Raw genomic sequence first — 17744 nt, forward strand, 5'->3', positions numbered from 1 at the left:
AACGAACAGGTTCAAGGGTTTAGAGTTAGACTCAATCTCAGCAAAAGCTCCCCTTTGTGATGGGTTCTATTTAGTTTTATTTAGTCAGTCACCCAACTAATGAATTGATAATAACATGAGTAAATGAATAAGTAAAGCAAATAGAGAACAATTACGTTGGAAATTTTTTCCGAATGATCCCTCCTTTTTTTTATTGATTATTCAACATTCTTCAGCGCTTCGGTCATTTCGATTTTTTGAACTTTTCGGCTAATATAAGCGCCAACGAGTAAGGCACAAATTAAGATTGAACCAAAAGACAGAATAATTCTAAGCCCATCAATTTTTGGAAAAATCTCTAAATCTTCAGTGCTAGCTACTTGGCAAAATAATTTTAAAACTGGTTGAACTAAAAATAAGCTAATCAATCCACCAATCACAAAAGATAACCCTTGATCTCTTAAAATAATTCCTCGAATTTCTCTTTTTCTAAAACCTAGCACACGTAAGGTTGCATACTCTCGATAACGTTCCGTAAAATTTAAAACGCCTAAATTATACAAAACAATCATACTTAGTATCGCTGCAAAAATTCCATAAAAAATAATAATTTTTTGTAAACTTTGCACAGCCTCTTCTGCATCTTCCCTTTGTTTGTTCAAAGAAGTGACTTTACTAACTCCTGACTGATCTAGTAATTTTTTTTGTGAAATAGAACTGCCGACCATTAACGTAGTTGGTGAAAAGGGATAATTGAACGCTTGCCAATTTCTGCTGCTGATAAAGATTCCTTGAGGAGCACTGACATAAGCAATATTTGTTACAACAGCCATTTTGTAGCTTGAAGTACCGATTGGTTTAAACCCAACCGTGTCGCCAATCGCGATTTGCCATTTTTCAGCTAAAAAGTGGCTTAAAACAATTTCCTCTTCATCTAGTCTGATTGTTTCCCCATTATTATCTTGAAGATGTAGATAAATCCCTGGATCAATAATATTAATCAATATGTTTTCATTACTTACAGCTGTTTTTAATTGTCCTTGCTTTGTTTCTTGCCACTGGCCCTCTTCATGTGTCACGTGCCAAATCGCTTCTTTTTGTTCAGCAGTTGCTTGATTCGTCAATTGAACAGAATAACGATAATCAAATTCCTTGCCAAATAAAGTTTCATTAGATTGAGTTACTGAATACTGTATGCCAAAGCTAATAATCATTAATAGAATACTTCCAAAAACTGCAAAAGCAGCGACAATCACCTTTTTCTTGTTTCTAAAACCATCACGTAAAACCCATTTCCATGCAAAAGAAAAGTGATTAAACAATAACGTAGTAAAACTTGCTTGTTGAGTAGCTTCATGATTTTCTGAAGAAGCGCGCATCATGATTGCGGGTAACGCTCGTACACTTTTCCGGCTAGCCAAATAAGCAGTCAAAGTGCTTAAAAAAACAATCAATAGCCCTACCAAATAAATGATTGTAGGAAATTCATTCTGCCATTCCCCCAACATAAATTGTTTTTCTTGCACTTCTAGAAGAAAAGGCGTAAACGTATACGGAGCAATCACTAAACCTGCAACTGATCCTAATAAACTAATGAAAAAACCATAACTACTGTAATGAAGCAAAATCATGCGATTTCGTAATCCTAATGCCTTCAAAGTCGCAATAATCGTCTGCTGTTGCTTCACTAATCGTTGAATCGTCGTTAAAATGGTCAACAAAACCAAAATCAGGATGACACCAGAAAATAAAATCGCTAACTTTTTCATCATCGATACTTTTTGAAAATAAAGAGCCACATTAGGGTTTGTTTCCCTTATTCGATAGCCAACAAAATGTTCTCCCAATTGATATTCAACTATTTCACGACTTTCTTCAGGATCATTAGTTGATTTTAATTTTAACAATAAATGATTCGTTCCAAGCGTTTGAAAAAGCGGCATTGTTTGACTATTCGAATAAACATAGCCATTTTTTTGATGATTGATAACTAAATCATTATTCGCTCCTTTATATGAAATAAAATCAGGAGCAATAATCGTTCCCAAAACAACCGTTTCAATTTTTTGATCCTCATACCAAAGAGTAATGTCGTCTTTCGTCTTAAAGCCATTAGCTTCCGCATAATACTTATCTAACCAAACACCAGCTTTTTCTTTAGTGAACGATTCACCAGAAACAGCTTGTAATTTTGAGCAATCCATCTGATCAGTCACCACTGCTTGTAGAACTTGATCGCTATTTTTTTTTCCGATAGAAACTAGTCCTAGCGTTTGTTTTTCAACCATTAGAATTGCTGATTTGCTCTCTAGTTGGTTAATCAACTCATCTGATATCTGATCACCATTGACCCAAGCATCTGCCATATTTTTTTCTTCCGACCACTTATTGCCAGTTTTCTCCATCGTTTTCCAACCACTAATAAAGCCTGTAAAAAGAAGCATGCCGATTAAGGTCAAGAAAAAAATTGAAATAAACTCTCCTTTCATTTTTCGTAGGTCACGCAGCATTTTAATTGTCAAAACTTTCATTTACCACACCACCTTGTCCATTGAAAGCGGCTCACGATTTTCAACCACTTCTTGAATTTTGCCATCATGAATTCGAATCACTTTGTCAGCAGCTGGTGCGATGGCTGCATTATGTGTTACCACAACAACCGTCTTTTGATACTGATGAGCCATTTTTTGTAATAATAAGAAAATTCGTTGACCCGTTTTTGTGTCTAACGCGCCTGTCGGTTCATCACAGAGAACTAATGCAGGATTTTTGCATAATGCTCTTGCAATTGAAACTCGTTGTAATTCACCTCCAGATAATCCTTCGGGAAAATTTTTTTTACGATTTTCTAAACCAACTGCTGTTAACATTTCATCTGCTGTAAAAGAATTTTTACCGATATTTTGAACAATTTCAACATTTTCATAGGCAGTTAATGTTGGTATTAAATTATAAAATTGAAAGACAAAACCAATTTTACTTCGTCGATATTCGGTTAATTGCGCTTCATTTAAATGACTGATTTCTTTATTCTCGATTCGAACTTCTCCACTGGTTAGTTGATCCATTCCGCCTAAAATATTTAGCAAGGTACTTTTTCCCGATCCACTTGGTCCTAAAATAACTGTAAATTCTCCTCGTTTTACATTAAATGAAACATCATCCAACGCTCTGATTTCTTGCTGTCCCGTTTGATATTCTTTAACAACATTTCTAACTTCTATCATATTCATTTTTCTTCCCCCTCCAAAAAACTATATGACCCTAATGGTTTTTTTAGTCATAAAAATTCCTTTAAAAATTTGGAACAGAAACAAACAATTATTTTTGGTTCCATTCCAATTCACAAAAATTGTGCTCACATTCAAAATCAAGCGCTCGCTTTGATAAGCGAGATTATTTTTCTTCGATAAATTGATCTATAATCACACTAATCATTTTAGTAATTGTACTGTCATAATCCATATAGACTGAACTCATTGTATTCGACAAAACAATAATCTGAATCATCGTTATAAACTCTCGAAGCGGGATAGTTACTTTCAATTCCATTTTCTTTAATACTCTTTCAAAATCCAAAATATCATCCCTTAACAATGACTGGCGCGCTTCTTTAGGCAGTTTACGAATACTTTTTTCATACTCTACCGATTCTAATTTCGTTAACCATGGAAAAGATTCAGTTAATAAAACAAAAATTTGTTTTACCATTATTTTTAGTTGTTCTTTTTTATTCAACTCTTTATGAATAGTCAGGATATTTAATACCTCGGCTACTAATTCGCGCTGAACTCTCTGAGCAACATCAACAAAAAGCAATTCTTTAGAAGGATAAAAGAGATAAAACGACCCTTTGGCAATCCCTACTTTTTTTACTAAATCATCGATTCTAACCTGTTGAATCGTGCGTACTTTTAATTCCTTAATGAACTCTTGTTGCAGCTGTTCCTTAATCAAAACCTTTTCCTCTGCCGAAAATCCTCTTGCCAATCTTGTATGCCTCCTTGAATTTTTATGACTAAAAAAACCAAACCGGTCACGAAAATCATATAATACTCTATTTATTTTGTCAATAATATTTTTACCAAATAATGAGATAGAACATCTACAATTATTGTTGTAAAATAAGAGCATCAACTGTTTAGGGGCGGTATATATTGAAAAAAACAATTAAATTTTTAGGCGTTCTTCTAATCTCAGCTTTGATTGGAGGAATAATCGGTTTTTTCTTAGGGCAATATATTACTTTTGATAATTTTGATTTTTATGATTTTTTGCTATTAATTATCTCAGCGATATTTTTTTATATTTTTCATATCATTATTCACGAAGCAGGACATGGAGTTTTTGGAAAATTAACTGGTTATAAAATGGTAAGTTTTCGTGTTTTTTCATTTATGTGGGTTTGGGAAAATAAAGGAAGCATTTCTTTTAAACGATTAAAAGTTCCAGGTACATTGGGACAATGTTTAATGGCTCCTCCTAACTATCAAAAAGGAAAATTTCCATTTCGTTTATACTTACTTGGCGGTGTACTAATGAATTTAATTTTCAGCTTGATTGTCGGAGTCTTTTTCTTATCTCGTTCACCATTTGCCGCTCTTTTCGTGTTAATTGGTATTTTTATTTTCCTAACAAATCTGATTCCATTTGGCTTTAATGATGGTATGAGCTTAAAAATAGCTTCAAGTAGTGAAAATCAACAATATTTACTTTACCTTCAGTTTGAAGTAAATTATCAACTAACTAGTGGGAAAACTTATTTAGATCTTCCAAAAGAATATTTCTGTTTAGTTCCAATCGATAAAAAAACAACTTATTTTAATGACTATCAAAAATTCTTGCTTTTAGGATTATATTTGGAAAATAAAGACTGGGAAGATGTTGGTAAAATATTGAATCATTTATGGCAGAAAAAAACAAGTTTAGTATCAATTTATCAAATAGAATTAAAAAAAGAATTACTGTTTTATTTATGTTTAACTAATGTGACAGACAATCGCATTCTCGAACTTTGGCAAGATAAAATGACTCAAGTTGGCTTAAAACAGCCTTTAGCTGGAAATGCAAGAATCAAAGCTTGCTATGAATATTTTATCAATCGGCAGCAAGAACTAGCACTCAAAATACTTTATGAAGCTAGAAAACAAGAAAAAAATGCGCCTAATCTTGGCGATTTTAGAGTAGAAATGGAATTAAATCATTGGTTAGAATCGATTATCTTAAATAAAGAAACTGTGTTATAAGTTACTTCTAATCTCTTCTCGCTCTATCATCAAAATTTTTTCAAGCATTCACAAAAACAAGACTATCAGTTTTTGTGAATGCTTTATTTTCTTATGTATAATTTAAATAGATTCTAAAATTACTCTATTGTCTTATGCTACGCCACAAGAACAAAGTTGAATTTCTAGTGGAACAATTTTTAATTTGCCTAAAAAAGAAATAGGAACTTTCACAATAAAATCAGAGTGATGGGCGCAACTTTCGATGTGATGTTGCTCATATCTTTTTTCTTCGAAAGTCAACGACTTAAAATAAACTTTTAAACGATCAATTACTTCATTCGTTTCTTCAACGTAGGAGCATATAATTCGAATTCCCGCACCATCTTCAATTTCTTGTAGAATTTTTTCTGTATCAAAAGTTAATTTTTTTGCTATACATTTTTTGGCAATAGCCTCTATAGATTTTAATCGAATACTAAATTTTTTGATTTCTATTTTTTGATCTTTCTCATTCAAAATATTTCTTAAAGTAGGAACATATTCTTCAAGTAAATTTTTATAACAAAATCTTGAAATGTGAATCGCTCTTTCTTGTTGCACTGATAATTCTAACATTGGATCTTTCTCCTTATAGGACTGAAATAAACAACCCAGATGTACTTCGTGATTCGATAATACATCGTTCTAATTTTCCACAATTGATTATTAGCCAATCGACAGCTCCTCTATACTTACAAACCTCAGTATATAAAATTATAACTGTTTTTTTTCTTTTATTTTAATCTGTGGCTACTAAAATTCTATAAAAAAAAAGAAAAAATCAACTAGAAAATTAGTAACTGTCCTATAGAAAAAGCTCTATTCAAGATGTCACTTTCTTGAATAGAGCTTTTTTCTTAAATTCATATTTACCATAAGGTTAAATTTGTACTCTTGAATCTATTATTGTCGCAATCCCCTTATAAGTATTTCGATATTGGATTGGGGTATATGAAGTAATCTTTTTAAATTGTTTACTAAAATAATTAGGATCGTTAAAGCCAACCTTACTAGAAATTTCATTTATTGACAAATCGCTTGTTGAAAGCTCCTTCTTTGCTACCTCTAAACGATAAATCAATAAGTACATGGAGAAAGTCATCCCCAAAGTATTTTTAATCAGTCGACTAGTATAGTATTTACTTAGATGTAAAGAATTTGCTAACGTGTCCAAAGTTAAGTGTTCATTATAGTTTTCATGAATATAACGCAGAATTTGATGTTTCAAATTTAGCGATGGTGAAGAGTCCCCATTCTTTTCAATATTTAATAAAGAAATTTGATTAATTGATTGAATCGCACGATCTAAAGCATAAATAAAATCCGTATTAATTGGTTCAACTAAGTAATCGATTAATCCATACCTTAACGCTTTTTGAGCTATTGAAAAACTCTCAGAATTAGAATATAAGATAGATTTCGTATTTGGATTAGAAAGTAATAGCTCTTTATGTATTTCAAAACAATCTTCTTCAACATCCACATTGATAATCGCAATTTCAATTTTTTGATTAGTACAAAGCTTGTGTACTTCTTTTTTTGTTTGAGTAATAGGAAGTAAAATCACGTTGGGAAAGTGTTTATTAATAAAATGGATCATTTGATCCACTGCAGGATTTCCCAGCTTATCAACAATCAGCATATTACACATATTTTCACCTCCTCAAACTAAAAATTATTTTTTAGAAAAATCAATTACCATTCGACCATTAATTTTCCCAGATAACATTTCCTCAAATATCTCATTGATTTCATCTAATTCACGCATTACTACTTTAGGAACAACTTTCCCCTCTGCTGCAAATTGAAATGCTTCTGCTAAATCAGTCCGTGTGCCTACCAAAGAACCAACGATTTTTATCCCATCTAATACTAGACGTGGAATACTTAAATCCATACTTTCAGATGGTAATCCTACCGCTACAATCGTTCCGCCAGCACGGACACAATCGACAGCAGAATTAAAAGCAGCTTTTGATACAGCCGTAACGACCGCTGCATAAGCACCACCAGTTAATTCTTGAATCTTTTTCGCAGCATCTTCTTTTGCCGGATTAATTACAATATCTGCACCATGTTCTTTAGCAAATGCTAATTGTTTATCATTGATATCTATTCCGATAACTTTTGCATTAAAAACTTTTTTTGCGTACTGTAACGCTAAATTTCCTAAACCACCTAAACCATAAATCGCAATCCATTGACCTGGTTTGATTTCAGAAACTTTTACTGCTTTATACGTCGTAACACCTGCACAAGTAATGCTACTAGCTTCTGCTGATCCTAAATCATATGGAACTTTTACAGCATAGTCAGCTACAACAATACATTCTTCTGCCATTCCACCGTCCACTGAAAAACCAGCATTTTTTACTGAGCGACATAAAGACTCATTGCCATTAATGCAATACTCGCAACTCCCGCAACTTTCATAAAGCCATGCTACACTCGCACGATCTCCAATTGATAAAGAGGTCACTTCTGCTCCAACAGCGATTACTCGGCCTATCCCTTCATGACCAAGCGTAATTCCAGAAGCATCACCAAAATCGCCATCTTTTACATGTAAGTCAGTATGACATACACCACAACATTCCATTTTCAATAATGCTTCATTTGGTTTTAATGCTCTTAATTCTCTTTCAATAACATCAACGACTTTATTTTTTGACACAACTGCTGCTTTCAATAGTAACCCTTCTTCCAAGAAAATTAAAGAGCTTCCTTTTATCGTGAAATAATTAACTAACGATTTGAGAACGTCAATCGCAGTATCTAGAAAGCTCTTTCAAAAAGAGTATCATACTAAAGTAGGTGCTTATGAGTAAAATATTGCTCTGTTTCTGCAATTCTTTGAGAAAAAAATAGTTGATTCTGATTACAGTTATTGTTACTTTTATGTATTATTTTCTTATTATTCCATTTTAAAAATTAAACAAAAGAATTTTTATTAATAATTTTTCATGAAGCTTTCTATTTTATAATTCCAAATCAATAACTGTATAAAAATAACATACTTCAATAAATGAAATTAAGTCCAGATTTTTTTGAAATTTTATAACAAAGATTATTCCGTAGTTCCAATCAAGGAATTCTATAATTTTATTGGTTTAAAAATACTAAGCCCATTAAGCTTCTTCCAATGTAAATGAAAAAAGATCAATGAGCTATTCTTTACCTTTTAAAATAAACGTCTTTTATTAGAACTCATATTATTTTTCTTCACCATCTTTTGCAATTGTTAATATGGCTGCTGGTACTCGGTATGGGGAACAAGAGATATAATCAATACCTAAACTTTTTAAGAATTCAATTGATTGTGGGTCCCCACCAACTTCACCACAAATACCAATCTTTGACTTTTTATCGAATCTTCTTACTTTTTCAATAGCAATTTTCATCAATGCACCTACCCCCTCTTCATCAAGATGTTGAAAAGGATCTTGTTTCAATAATTTTTTCTCTAAATAAGCATCAACAAATTTACCTGAATCGTCTCTTGAAAAGCCATAAGTCAATTGCGTTAAGTCATTGGTGCCAAAACTAAAGAAATCAGCATATTCGGCAATTTTATCTGCGGTTAAACATGCTCGTGGAATTTCAAGCATTGTACCAATTTTATAATCTAATTGTCGTTTCTCTTTTGATAATAATTCATCAATACACTTCTTCAATTTTTCTCTCAACCACTGCATCTCTTCATGCGAACTGATCAAAGGAATCATAATTTCTGGTACTATTTCAGTACCGGTTTCCTTAGTTAATTCAAGAACCGTCTCAAAAATTGCGGTTACTTGCATTTCATAAATTTCTGGCATGGTAATCGCTAAACGACATCCACGATGCCCCAACATAGGATTCTGTTCGTGTAACTCTGCAATTCTATGATTGATTTCATTTACAGAACAGTTCATTTCATCGGCTAGCAAACGGATCTCGTTTTCAGTTTGCGGTAAAAATTCATGCAAAGGTGGGTCAAGTAAACGAATTGTGCAAGGTTTTCCTTTTAATAATGTAAATATTTGTCGAAAATCAGCTTTTTGATATTCTTTTAGCTGTAATAATGATTTTAAACGATCTGCTTTTTTTTCTGCCAAAATCATTTTACGCATATGAAAAATTCGCTTTTCACCAAAGAACATATGCTCTGTTCGAGATAAACCAATTCCTTGCGCCCCATATTTTAGTGCCGTTTCAATATCCTTAGGTGTTTCTGCGTTTGCTCGTACACCAAATGCCATTTCCTCAGATGCCCATTGAAGGATCTTTTCGAGCAAGACCTGATTATCTCCTTCTTTACTGGAGATTGTTCCTTCATAAATAATCCCTGTAGCACCATTCACGGATATTGAATCTCCCTGTTTTAATTTACGACCGTTAAACACCATTTCTTGCATAAATTCATCTACTTCCAGCTCTTCACACCCTACAACACAACAAACGCCCATTCCTCTTGCAACTACTGCAGCATGAGAAGTCATCCCACCTCTTGAAGTAACAATTGCTTCACTGACCACCATTCCTTCAATATCTTCAGGTGATGTTTCTTGGCGGATAAGAATAACCTTTTCGCCAGATTCGCTTGCTTTTTTTGCTTCTTCTGCTGAAAAATAAATGTTTCCACTTGCAGCTCCTGGACTGGCAGGTAAGCCTTTCGCATAAACTTTTGCGCTAACTAGTTCTTCTTCATCAAATACAGGATGGAGTAATTGATCAATCATCGTGGGTGTTATTCTTTGAATCGCTTCTTTTTTCGAAATAACCCCTTCTTCTACTAATTGAGTACAAATTTTAAATCCTGCTTTTGCCGTTCTTTTTCCATTTCTTGTTTGTAATAAAAATAACTGTTCATCTTCAATCGTAAATTCTATATCTTGCATATCTCTATAATGTTTTTCTAACAAGTCACCGACTGTTAAGAATTGATGGTAGACTTTAGGCATTCGCTTAGATAGATCCGCTATTGGTTCTGGTGTTCTAACTCCAGCTACTACATCCTCCCCTTGCGCATTTAACAGAAATTCTCCAAACATCTCTTTTTCACCTGTAACTGGATTGCGAGTAAAAGCTACCCCTGTTCCACTTGAATTCCCAAAATTACCGAAAACCATGGCTTGGATATTTACTGCAGTTCCTAGATCATCTGGAATATTGTGTAATTTTCTATAAGTCATTGCTCTACGATTATTCCATGAACGAAAAACAGCTTCGATTGATTGGTATAGTTGTTCTAATGGTGCTTGTGGAAATGGTCTATGAGTGATTTCAAGAAATATATCCTTGTAGATTTTTACAATCGATTGCCAATCGTCAGCATTCATATCTTGATCTAGTTGATAGTTTCTTTGTGCTTTGTAATAAGATAGTTGCTCTTCGAAGCGCTCTTTATCAATACCACAGACTACATCACCAAACATTTGTAATAAACGCCGATAGCAATCATACGCAAAACAAGTATTTTGACTTTTTTCTGCCAAAGCAACAACCGTTTCATCATTGAGTCCCAAATTTAAAATAGTATCCATCATTCCTGGCATTGAAAATTTAGCTCCACTACGAACAGAGACTAGTAATGGATTTTCAATCCCGCCTATCTTCTTATTGGTTCTTTGCTCCATAGTTTCTACATGTTTTTGAATCTCTTCTTTTAGTTTATTAGACAGACCAGTTTTTTCTTCTAAATAATTCAAACAGGCTTCCGTTGTTATCGTAAATCCTGTTGGAACTGGTAAACCTAACTTAGTCATTTCTGCAAGATTTGCTCCCTTACCGCCTAATAATCCAGCTTGTTCTTTACTACCATCTTCAAAATCTAATATGTAAGTTTTCATAATCCATCCCCCTTATAGTGTATCACTAATATTTATTTATGATTATATAGTGCATCACATTAGTTGTCAATAGCATACACTAAACCCAGGATTTTTTATGAAAAAGTAGTAAGAGTAGTAAATTAGTTTTATTCCAAAAAAATTACACATAATCAATTAACCAATTTCCATTAATCTTCTTCAAATTGATTCGATAGGTTGAATTTATTGTCGTTTGAACTTGATTCATTATAGTTGTAATTTCTACACTATATAATGACACCAACACATTTTCTTCTTCACTCGAATAATATGATTCATAACTAACCAGATATAACTTTGCTGGGAAATTTTTATCATAAATAAAAAATTTTAATTCCTTATTACACGTTTCAGATAATATAGCTTAATGAATGAGTTTCTAAACCTTTACATCCCGCCTTTTTATGGCGAGCTTCATAAAAGTATTCAATTTTTAAGGAACAATTGCTTCTGACTATTAAAGACAACTGGTTCTTTGAAAAAAACACAAAAAAAGTAACTACGATAATAGCTACTCTCAAAATTCCTACTCATTAAATATTTTAATAGTTCGGCTAAAGTTTCTTTTCTGTCATCCGCTCAATTCTCTAATTGAATCTATGTAAACAACAGCTAAACAAAAAAAGTAAAAATTCTTGTTTTGAAAATACTTCGATTCTCCAACATTCTTTCTATAACTAAAATTCTTTCCATAAATATATGTAAGGTTGTTAATTGAATTTTTTATTAAAATAACTTACACACTCAAATTTTTATGTCTTTTTCAAAGAAGCTGTCAAAACCTATATTAATTATTATAATCATCATCGAATTAAAGAAAAATTGACTGGTATGAGTCTGGTTAAATACCGAATTCATACCAGCCAATCAGTTTGTTGATTTACGTACAACTTTTGGAGTGCACCTCAAAAGCAGTTAGCTCCGAGAACCGAGTAGGTATTGTGCTACAGCAACTCCTTTCATTCTCCGTGTTTTACAACTATTTCGACTTACTTCCGAAACCTTCAATTCTTAGAGCTTTAGTTCTTAGAAATTGTTGTGATCGAAGCGCAGTGTAGTAGCTGTTTTTGCACCACCATTTATCAGATCATAAAACAATTGTTTAGAATTGAGCACTTGGACGAACCAGCAGTTATTGCGTTCTTTGCAATGAATGATGGTTAGGAAATTGTCGAGATTCTGATTGATTTATGCCGTTTGTTTGTTTTTAAGAAACAAAACAAAAGTGTTCTTTACTTTTAACAATATTATCCTTATTTATATCTTATAACACGTGTAGCATTTAAAATTGCTAGCACAGAAACACCGACATCTGCAAACACAGCTTCCCACATAGTTGCAATCCCTAATGCTCCAAGAATTAAGAATACCGCTTTAATTCCTAAAGCAAAAATAATATTTTGCCAAACTACCTTCTTTGTAAATCCTGCAATGTCAATAGCTCTTGTTATTTTTGATGGCTCATCAGTCATTAATACAATATCCGCTGCTTCAATGGCAGCATCTGAACCTAAACCACCCATAGCAATGCCTATATCCGCTCTTGCTAGTACAGGAGCGTCATTAATCCCATCACCAACAAAAGCCAATTTTCCTTTCCCTACTTCTTCAACTTCTAATTTTTCTAAAATATCTACTTTATCTGTTGGAAGTAGCTCTGAATAAACTTCATCTAGTGACAATTCTTTTGCAATGTTTTCAGCAATTACATTATTATCACCTGTTAGCATCACTGTCTTATGAACGCCTTTACTCTTAAGTGATTGAATCGCTTCAAAGCTATCATGCTTGATTTTATCAGAAATCACAATTGAACCAGCAAACACATAATCAACGGCAATATAAACAACTGTTCCTATTTCATTATTTTGGGTATACTTAACATTATATTTTTTCATCAATTTTTCGTTTCCTGCAAGCACAGGCTTTTCTTCAATCTTTACACTAATTCCATACCCCGCAATTTCTTTGTAGGAATCGAGCTCATTGTGTCCAATCTCTTTACCATAAGCATTCTTAATTGACACAGCGATTGGATGATTAGATAGTGCTTCTGCTTTTGCTGCATACTCTACTAGTTGTTCTTCTGTAAACCTATTACTTGTATTTATTGAGGATACTTCAAATACACCTTCAGTCAATGTTCCTGTTTTATCAAAAACAATTGTATCCACATTGTTCAAGGCTTCAAGATAGTTACTTCCTTTAATCAATACACCATTTTTAGACGCACCACCAATTCCACCAAAAAAGCCTAATGGAATTGAAACGACTAATGCGCACGGACATGAGATTACAAGGAAGATTAAGCCTCTATTTACCCAGTCAGACCATTCTCCGCCAAAGAATAGAGGAGGAATGATTGATAGTAATGTTGCTACAATCACGATAACTGGAGTGTAATATCTAGAAAATTTTGTGATAAAATTTTCCGTTGATGCTTTTTTACTGCTTGCATTTTCAACAAGATCAATAATTTTTGTCACTGTTGATTCACCAAATGTTTTTGTAACTTTAATCGTTAGTACACCACTTTGATTTATGCAGCCAGATAATACATTATCCCCAGCTTCTGCTTTTCGGGGAACTGATTCACCAGTCAATGCTTTTGTTTCTAACATGGATTCACCATCAATGACAATTCCATCAAGAGAAACTTTTTCACCAGCTTTAACAACAATGACCTCACCAATCCTTATTGTTTCAGGATTCACTTTTTTGATGTCATTTCCAACTTTCAAGTTTGCATAATCGGGACGAATATCCATTAAATCTGTAATTGATTTTTTAGAACGTTTAACTGCAATGTCTTGAAATAATTCACCAATTTGATAAAACAGCATAACTGCAACTGCTTCCGCTGTTTCACCAATAATAAACGCCCCAATTGTAGCAATACTCATTAAAAAATTTTCATCAAATACTTGTCCTTTAAAAATATTGCGAACTGCTTTTAGTAAAACATTTCCACCTAATATGCCATAACTGATTAAGAAAATGCCTAACTTTATCCAATCGTTAATACCATCCTGTGTATTAGCAGCTAAAGCAATTACAAAAATAATTGCTCCAATCACTAATTGAAGAAAAATCTTATTGTCTTTAAAGCTTGAAATATTGGTTATTTTTTGTTTATAATCCTTTTTAGAAAACACGCCAACTTCTGGCTCATATTTATGAACTATCTTTTCAATCTCTTTATCAAGTCCACTGTCATCTTTCTTGTCAAATGTTAAAGTTGTATTCATTAAGTTAAGTGTTACATTGGTGATACCATTCATTTTCTTTACATCAGACTCGATTTTCCCTGCACAATTTACACAAGTCAATCCCTCCAATACATATTCCCTTTTCATATCATTACCTCCAACTTGATTCTGCAATATGCTTGAAACTTTGTTCAAATATTTCATACATATGACGCTCAGCAAGTGAATAATACACAATCTTACCTTCTCGTCTATTCTTTACCAGATTAGCAAGTCTTAGTGTTTTTAATTGGTGAGAAATTGCAGATTTAGTCATATCTAATAGAACAGCCAAATCACAGACACACATTTCATTCTCATGTAAAGCATATAGTATCTCTAGTCTAGTTTTATCAGAAAACACCTTGTACAAACTAGCTAAGTCAACAATTTTTTGCTTATTTGGTATCGCTTGTTTTACTTTAGCTACAACCTCTTCATGTATTACTTCACAATCACATATCACTTCTTGATTACTCATATTCTCACTCCTCAGTTGAGCGTTTATTCAACTGTATTTTAAACTTTTAAATTTTACTTGTCAATATAATGCCATAGCTAAAAATATATGTTTCTAGAATATATCAATTAGTAACTAAGTAACCTAAGAAATTACAAGATTCATCAAACTTTACACTGTATTAGACTCTATACTTTCCTAACTTTTGAAGAAATTGTGTTAGTAGTATTTAATTTCCAGTTTAAATAAACTTTCTAAAACCCATATAGTATTATGTAAACAAAGAAATTCAATTATTTGACTCATGTCAAAAGCCTTATCGAAAGGATGATTGATGTGACAGTTAGAAAATCAAAGGATAAAAAAATCGGATGATAGACATTTTTGCTGGCCCTAATGTAATTACTGGAAAAAGAAAGTGAATTGTCAGAAAGGCGTTTGCAACTAAAAAAGAAGCTAAGGAAGAAGAAAAAAAGATTAATATCTATATTCTTAATGATGAGCCTGATTTCAATTATATTCGCATTGATCCATTCTATGAGTTGATGAAGAAAGAAGATAGTAGAAATCAAAGGAAAGCCAGTTATATTCAAACACAAGAATATAACTACTATAGACATATCAAGAGCTATTTTGAAAATTCTATCGTTGTTCAATTAACATATGAGCATATTGATGAATTTCGTGAATCTCTACTTAAAAAAGAGCTAATGAATAATAGTATCAATAAGATCTTGATTCTACTCAAAAAAATACTAGATATAGCATTAAGAAAAGGATGCATCAAAGATAACCCATGTACTCATCTTAGAAAGTTAAAAACGGAAGCAAAAAAGATGAAGTTTTAGACAGTTCAAGAGTTCATGAATTTCAAACACTTGTTTTATGCGGATGAACTAAATTTTCTACTATTTTTTTCAGTCTCATTTTTTACTGGGATGCGTTCTGGAGAATTGCTAGGAATAACTTGGGAGGATATTGATTTTAACCGTTCTGAAATAAATGTAAATAAGACCTTAGTTAAACTTAAAGGCCATTGTATTTATAATGAACCGAAAACCACAGCTGGAAAAAGACGAATTGTAGTGAATTCAAAATTGATAAAAGATTTGAGGAAATGGAGAAACCAACAAATGATCTTATTGGAAGAACAAATGTTGGTAAAAGATTGGGATAAAATTCAAGTTTTTCAACGAGGTTCTGAACTTTTAACAAAAGACCATGTTCGAAAAAATATGAAGCTGTTCTACGAAGAGATCCTTCAATTGAAAAAATACGAATTCATGATTTCAGACATTCTCATGTTGCACTTCTTATCAATAATAATGAAGATCCGTATATGATAAAAGAACGAATTGGTCATGCTTCAATTACAACCATCTATGACTTATATGGACATTTATATCCAAGTAAGCAGTTAGATACTGCTAGCCGATTAGATAGCTTTTACTAATTCTTTGTTATTTAATTCTAGTATCAAAAAGTAAAGTTACCAAAAAATGGCATACTTTTGGCATACCCGATTTAAAAAAATGCAAAAAACAAAAATTGGTATAGCTGAACGAACCTCTCGGAAACGTTGCTATACCAATAAATACCGGCGGCCGGGGTCGAACCGGCACGCCCTCGCGGGCACTGGATTTTGAGTCCAGCGCGTCTGCCAATTCCGCCACGCCGGCTTAATAAAATAAATATGCAAGGCGGTAACCGGATTTGAACCGGTGATGAAGGTTTTGCAGACCTCTGCCTTACCACTTGGCTATACCGCCATATTAACATATTATATAAAAATATAACTGGGGTAGCTGGATTCGAACCAACGCATGACAGGATCAAAACCTGTTGCCTTACCGCTTGGCTATACCCCAAAATTTTGTAAAAGGGCGACTGATGGGAATCGAACCCACGAATGGCGGAATCACAATCCGCTGTGTTAACCACTTCACCACAATCGCCATAAAGCTATAAAAACATCATGATTAAAGGGGCGACCGATGGGAATCGAACCCACGAATGGCGGAATCACAATCCGCTGTGTTAACCACTTCACCACGATCGCCATTATTTAAAATAATGGCAGGGGCAGCAGGAATTGAACCCACACTAACGGTTTTGGAGACCGCTGTTCTACCTTTAAACTATGCCCCTAAATGGAGGAAAGTGGATTCGAACCACTGAACCCTAAGGAACGGATTTACAGTCCGTCGCGTTTAGCCACTTCGCTATTCCTCCATAATGGCGTGAGACAGAATCGAACTGCCGACACACGGAGCTTCAATCCGTTGCTCTACCAACTGAGCTACCACGCCAATAAGTACTTTGTTTTATAATATTATAATGGCGGTCCCGACGGGACTCGAACCCGCGACCTCCTGCGTGACAGGCAGGCATTCTAACCAACTGAACTACGGAACCACTATGGAGGTTAACGGGATCGAACCGCTGACCCCCTGCTTGTAAGGCAGGTGCTCTCCCAGCTGAGCTAAACCTCCAGATAATATAAAACAAATGACCCGTACGGGAATCGAACCCGTGTTACCGCCGTGAAAGGGCGGTGTCTTAACCGCTTGACCAACGGGCCAATATAATGAAACGGAGAGTAAGGGATTCGAACCCTTGAGACAGTGTTCACCGCCTACATGATTTCCAATCATGCTCCTTCGGCCTCTCGGACAACTCTCCAGAGCTAAAAGAAGCATAGACTTTACTCATTAATCCTTATATCAGGAACTCCGGCAGTAGGACTCGAACCTACGACATCATGATTAACAGTCATGCGCTACTACCAACTGAGCTATGCCGGAATAACACTTAGCGTGGCGACGTCCTACTCTCACAAAGGGAAACCCTTCACTACAATCGGCGCTAAGAAGCTTAACTTCTGTGTTCGGCATGGGAACAGGTGTATCCTTCTCGCTATCGCCACCACACTGGGTGT

General features: G+C 33.8%; 13 protein-coding genes, 13 tRNA genes, 1 rRNA gene and 1 pseudogene. 5 read left to right on the forward strand and 23 right to left on the reverse strand.

What is annotated here, in order from left to right; all coding sequences use genetic code 11:
• Window positions 1-197: 197 nt before the first annotated feature.
• From ACYSNW_RS17560 to ACYSNW_RS17570, 3 genes are all read right to left on the reverse strand, one after another.
• Window positions 198-2510, reverse strand: a complete 2313-nt coding sequence (locus tag ACYSNW_RS17560) for an ABC transporter permease (protein ID WP_461746740.1) — start codon at window positions 2508-2510, stop codon at window positions 198-200.
• Entirely contained in the window at window positions 2511-3212 is a 702-nt protein-coding gene (locus tag ACYSNW_RS17565; protein ID WP_461746742.1) for an ABC transporter ATP-binding protein, read from the reverse strand.
• Between the two features lie 163 nt (window positions 3213-3375).
• Entirely contained in the window at window positions 3376-3969 is a 594-nt protein-coding gene (locus tag ACYSNW_RS17570) for a TetR/AcrR family transcriptional regulator (protein WP_461746744.1), read from the reverse strand.
• Window positions 3970-4136: 167 nt separating this feature from the next.
• Between ACYSNW_RS17570 and ACYSNW_RS17575 the strand changes: the two genes are divergently transcribed.
• Window positions 4137-5225 carry a hypothetical protein gene (locus ACYSNW_RS17575; RefSeq protein WP_461746746.1) on the forward strand — a complete coding sequence of 363 codons (1089 nt, stop codon included), beginning with the start codon at window positions 4137-4139 and terminating at the stop codon, window positions 5223-5225.
• A 132-nt stretch (window positions 5226-5357) separates the two neighbouring features.
• Here the strand turns inward: ACYSNW_RS17575 and ACYSNW_RS17580 are convergent, their stop codons facing one another.
• The 4 genes from ACYSNW_RS17580 to ppdK form a co-directional block, all read right to left on the reverse strand.
• Window positions 5358-5822, reverse strand: a complete 465-nt coding sequence (locus tag ACYSNW_RS17580; protein ID WP_461746748.1) for a hypothetical protein — start codon at window positions 5820-5822, stop codon at window positions 5358-5360.
• A gap of 304 nt (window positions 5823-6126) precedes the next feature.
• Window positions 6127-6897, reverse strand: coding sequence for a helix-turn-helix domain-containing protein (locus ACYSNW_RS17585; protein WP_461746750.1), 771 nt, complete (start codon window positions 6895-6897; stop codon window positions 6127-6129).
• A 24-nt stretch (window positions 6898-6921) separates the two neighbouring features.
• Window positions 6922-7935, reverse strand: coding sequence for an alcohol dehydrogenase AdhP (gene adhP, locus ACYSNW_RS17590; protein WP_461746752.1), 1014 nt, complete (start codon window positions 7933-7935; stop codon window positions 6922-6924).
• A gap of 523 nt (window positions 7936-8458) precedes the next feature.
• Window positions 8459-11077 carry a pyruvate, phosphate dikinase gene (gene ppdK, locus ACYSNW_RS17595; RefSeq protein ID WP_461746754.1) on the reverse strand — a complete coding sequence of 873 codons (2619 nt, stop codon included), beginning with the start codon at window positions 11075-11077 and terminating at the stop codon, window positions 8459-8461.
• A 795-nt stretch (window positions 11078-11872) separates the two neighbouring features.
• On the opposite strand from ppdK, the pseudogene ACYSNW_RS17600 reads away from it, so the two are divergent.
• Window positions 11873-11977, forward strand: a pseudogene (locus tag ACYSNW_RS17600) (IS3 family transposase); the annotation flags it as partial.
• Window positions 11978-12351: 374 nt separating this feature from the next.
• On the opposite strand, the gene ACYSNW_RS17605 reads toward ACYSNW_RS17600, so the two are convergent.
• Both ACYSNW_RS17605 and ACYSNW_RS17610 read right to left on the reverse strand, forming a co-directional pair.
• Entirely contained in the window at window positions 12352-14454 is a 2103-nt protein-coding gene (locus ACYSNW_RS17605; RefSeq protein WP_461746756.1) for a heavy metal translocating P-type ATPase, read from the reverse strand.
• Window positions 14455-14458: 4 nt separating this feature from the next.
• Window positions 14459-14827, reverse strand: a complete 369-nt coding sequence (locus ACYSNW_RS17610; protein WP_461746758.1) for an ArsR/SmtB family transcription factor — start codon at window positions 14825-14827, stop codon at window positions 14459-14461.
• A gap of 524 nt (window positions 14828-15351) precedes the next feature.
• Here ACYSNW_RS17610 and ACYSNW_RS17615 point away from each other — a divergent pair.
• Genes ACYSNW_RS17615 through ACYSNW_RS17625 form a run of 3 tightly spaced genes read left to right on the forward strand, consistent with a single transcriptional unit; the run spans window position 15352 to window position 16259 of the window.
• A complete protein-coding gene (locus ACYSNW_RS17615; protein WP_461746760.1) occupies window positions 15352-15654 on the forward strand; it encodes a phage integrase SAM-like domain-containing protein in 303 nt (100 codons plus the stop codon).
• A 15-nt stretch (window positions 15655-15669) separates the two neighbouring features.
• Complete coding sequence (locus ACYSNW_RS17620) at window positions 15670-16149, forward strand: tyrosine-type recombinase/integrase (protein WP_461746762.1); 480 nt, start codon at window positions 15670-15672, stop codon at window positions 16147-16149.
• A complete protein-coding gene (locus ACYSNW_RS17625; protein ID WP_461746764.1) occupies window positions 16122-16259 on the forward strand; it encodes a hypothetical protein in 138 nt (45 codons plus the stop codon). The genes ACYSNW_RS17620 and ACYSNW_RS17625 overlap by 28 nt, the downstream gene beginning before the upstream one ends.
• Window positions 16260-16401: 142 nt before the next feature.
• Here the strand turns inward: ACYSNW_RS17625 and ACYSNW_RS17630 are convergent.
• The 14 genes from ACYSNW_RS17630 to rrf all read right to left on the reverse strand — a co-directional run bounded on the left by ACYSNW_RS17630 (window position 16402) and on the right by rrf (window position 17736).
• Window positions 16402-16485: transfer RNA gene (locus ACYSNW_RS17630), tRNA-Leu, on the reverse strand.
• Between the two features lie 19 nt (window positions 16486-16504).
• Window positions 16505-16575, reverse strand: a tRNA-Cys gene (locus tag ACYSNW_RS17635).
• A 27-nt stretch (window positions 16576-16602) separates the two neighbouring features.
• A tRNA-Gln gene (locus tag ACYSNW_RS17640) sits at window positions 16603-16674 on the reverse strand.
• Window positions 16675-16688: 14 nt separating this feature from the next.
• Window positions 16689-16761: transfer RNA gene (locus ACYSNW_RS17645), tRNA-His, on the reverse strand.
• Between the two features lie 31 nt (window positions 16762-16792).
• Window positions 16793-16865, reverse strand: a tRNA-His gene (locus ACYSNW_RS17650).
• A gap of 15 nt (window positions 16866-16880) precedes the next feature.
• Window positions 16881-16954: transfer RNA gene (locus ACYSNW_RS17655), tRNA-Trp, on the reverse strand.
• 3 nt (window positions 16955-16957) lie between these two features.
• Window positions 16958-17038, reverse strand: a tRNA-Tyr gene (locus ACYSNW_RS17660).
• A 4-nt stretch (window positions 17039-17042) separates the two neighbouring features.
• Window positions 17043-17115 (reverse strand) — tRNA-Phe (locus ACYSNW_RS17665).
• A 29-nt stretch (window positions 17116-17144) separates the two neighbouring features.
• A tRNA-Asp gene (locus ACYSNW_RS17670) sits at window positions 17145-17221 on the reverse strand.
• Between the two features lie 4 nt (window positions 17222-17225).
• A tRNA-Val gene (locus ACYSNW_RS17675) sits at window positions 17226-17298 on the reverse strand.
• Window positions 17299-17315: 17 nt separating this feature from the next.
• A tRNA-Glu gene (locus ACYSNW_RS17680) sits at window positions 17316-17387 on the reverse strand.
• Between the two features lie 12 nt (window positions 17388-17399).
• A tRNA-Ser gene (locus ACYSNW_RS17685) sits at window positions 17400-17488 on the reverse strand.
• A gap of 48 nt (window positions 17489-17536) precedes the next feature.
• Window positions 17537-17610, reverse strand: a tRNA-Asn gene (locus ACYSNW_RS17690).
• Window positions 17611-17620: 10 nt separating this feature from the next.
• Window positions 17621-17736: ribosomal RNA gene (gene rrf / locus ACYSNW_RS17695) — 5S ribosomal RNA — on the reverse strand.
• Between the last annotated feature and the right edge of the window lie 8 nt (window positions 17737-17744).

The organism is Enterococcus sp. LJL99 (assembly GCF_054871725.1).

Excerpts from the sequence above, each read along its gene's own strand:
- ACYSNW_RS17560 (WP_461746740.1), bottom strand. The coding sequence starts at position 2,510 with ATGAAAGTTTTGACAATTAAAATGCTGCGTGACCTACGAAAAATGAAA.
- ACYSNW_RS17565 (WP_461746742.1), bottom strand. The coding sequence starts at position 3,212 with ATGAATATGATAGAAGTTAGAAATGTTGTTAAAGAATATCAAACGGGA.
- ACYSNW_RS17580 (WP_461746748.1), bottom strand. The coding sequence starts at position 5,822 with ATGTTAGAATTATCAGTGCAACAAGAAAGAGCGATTCACATTTCAAGA.
- ACYSNW_RS17585 (WP_461746750.1), bottom strand. The coding sequence starts at position 6,897 with ATGTGTAATATGCTGATTGTTGATAAGCTGGGAAATCCTGCAGTGGAT.
- ppdK (WP_461746754.1), bottom strand. The coding sequence starts at position 11,077 with ATGAAAACTTACATATTAGATTTTGAAGATGGTAGTAAAGAACAAGCT.
- ACYSNW_RS17605 (WP_461746756.1), bottom strand. The coding sequence starts at position 14,454 with ATGAAAAGGGAATATGTATTGGAGGGATTGACTTGTGTAAATTGTGCA.
- ACYSNW_RS17610 (WP_461746758.1), bottom strand. The coding sequence starts at position 14,827 with ATGAGTAATCAAGAAGTGATATGTGATTGTGAAGTAATACATGAAGAG.
- ACYSNW_RS17615 (WP_461746760.1), top strand. The coding sequence starts at position 15,352 with ATGAAGAAAGAAGATAGTAGAAATCAAAGGAAAGCCAGTTATATTCAA.
- ACYSNW_RS17620 (WP_461746762.1), top strand. The coding sequence starts at position 15,670 with ATGAATTTCAAACACTTGTTTTATGCGGATGAACTAAATTTTCTACTA.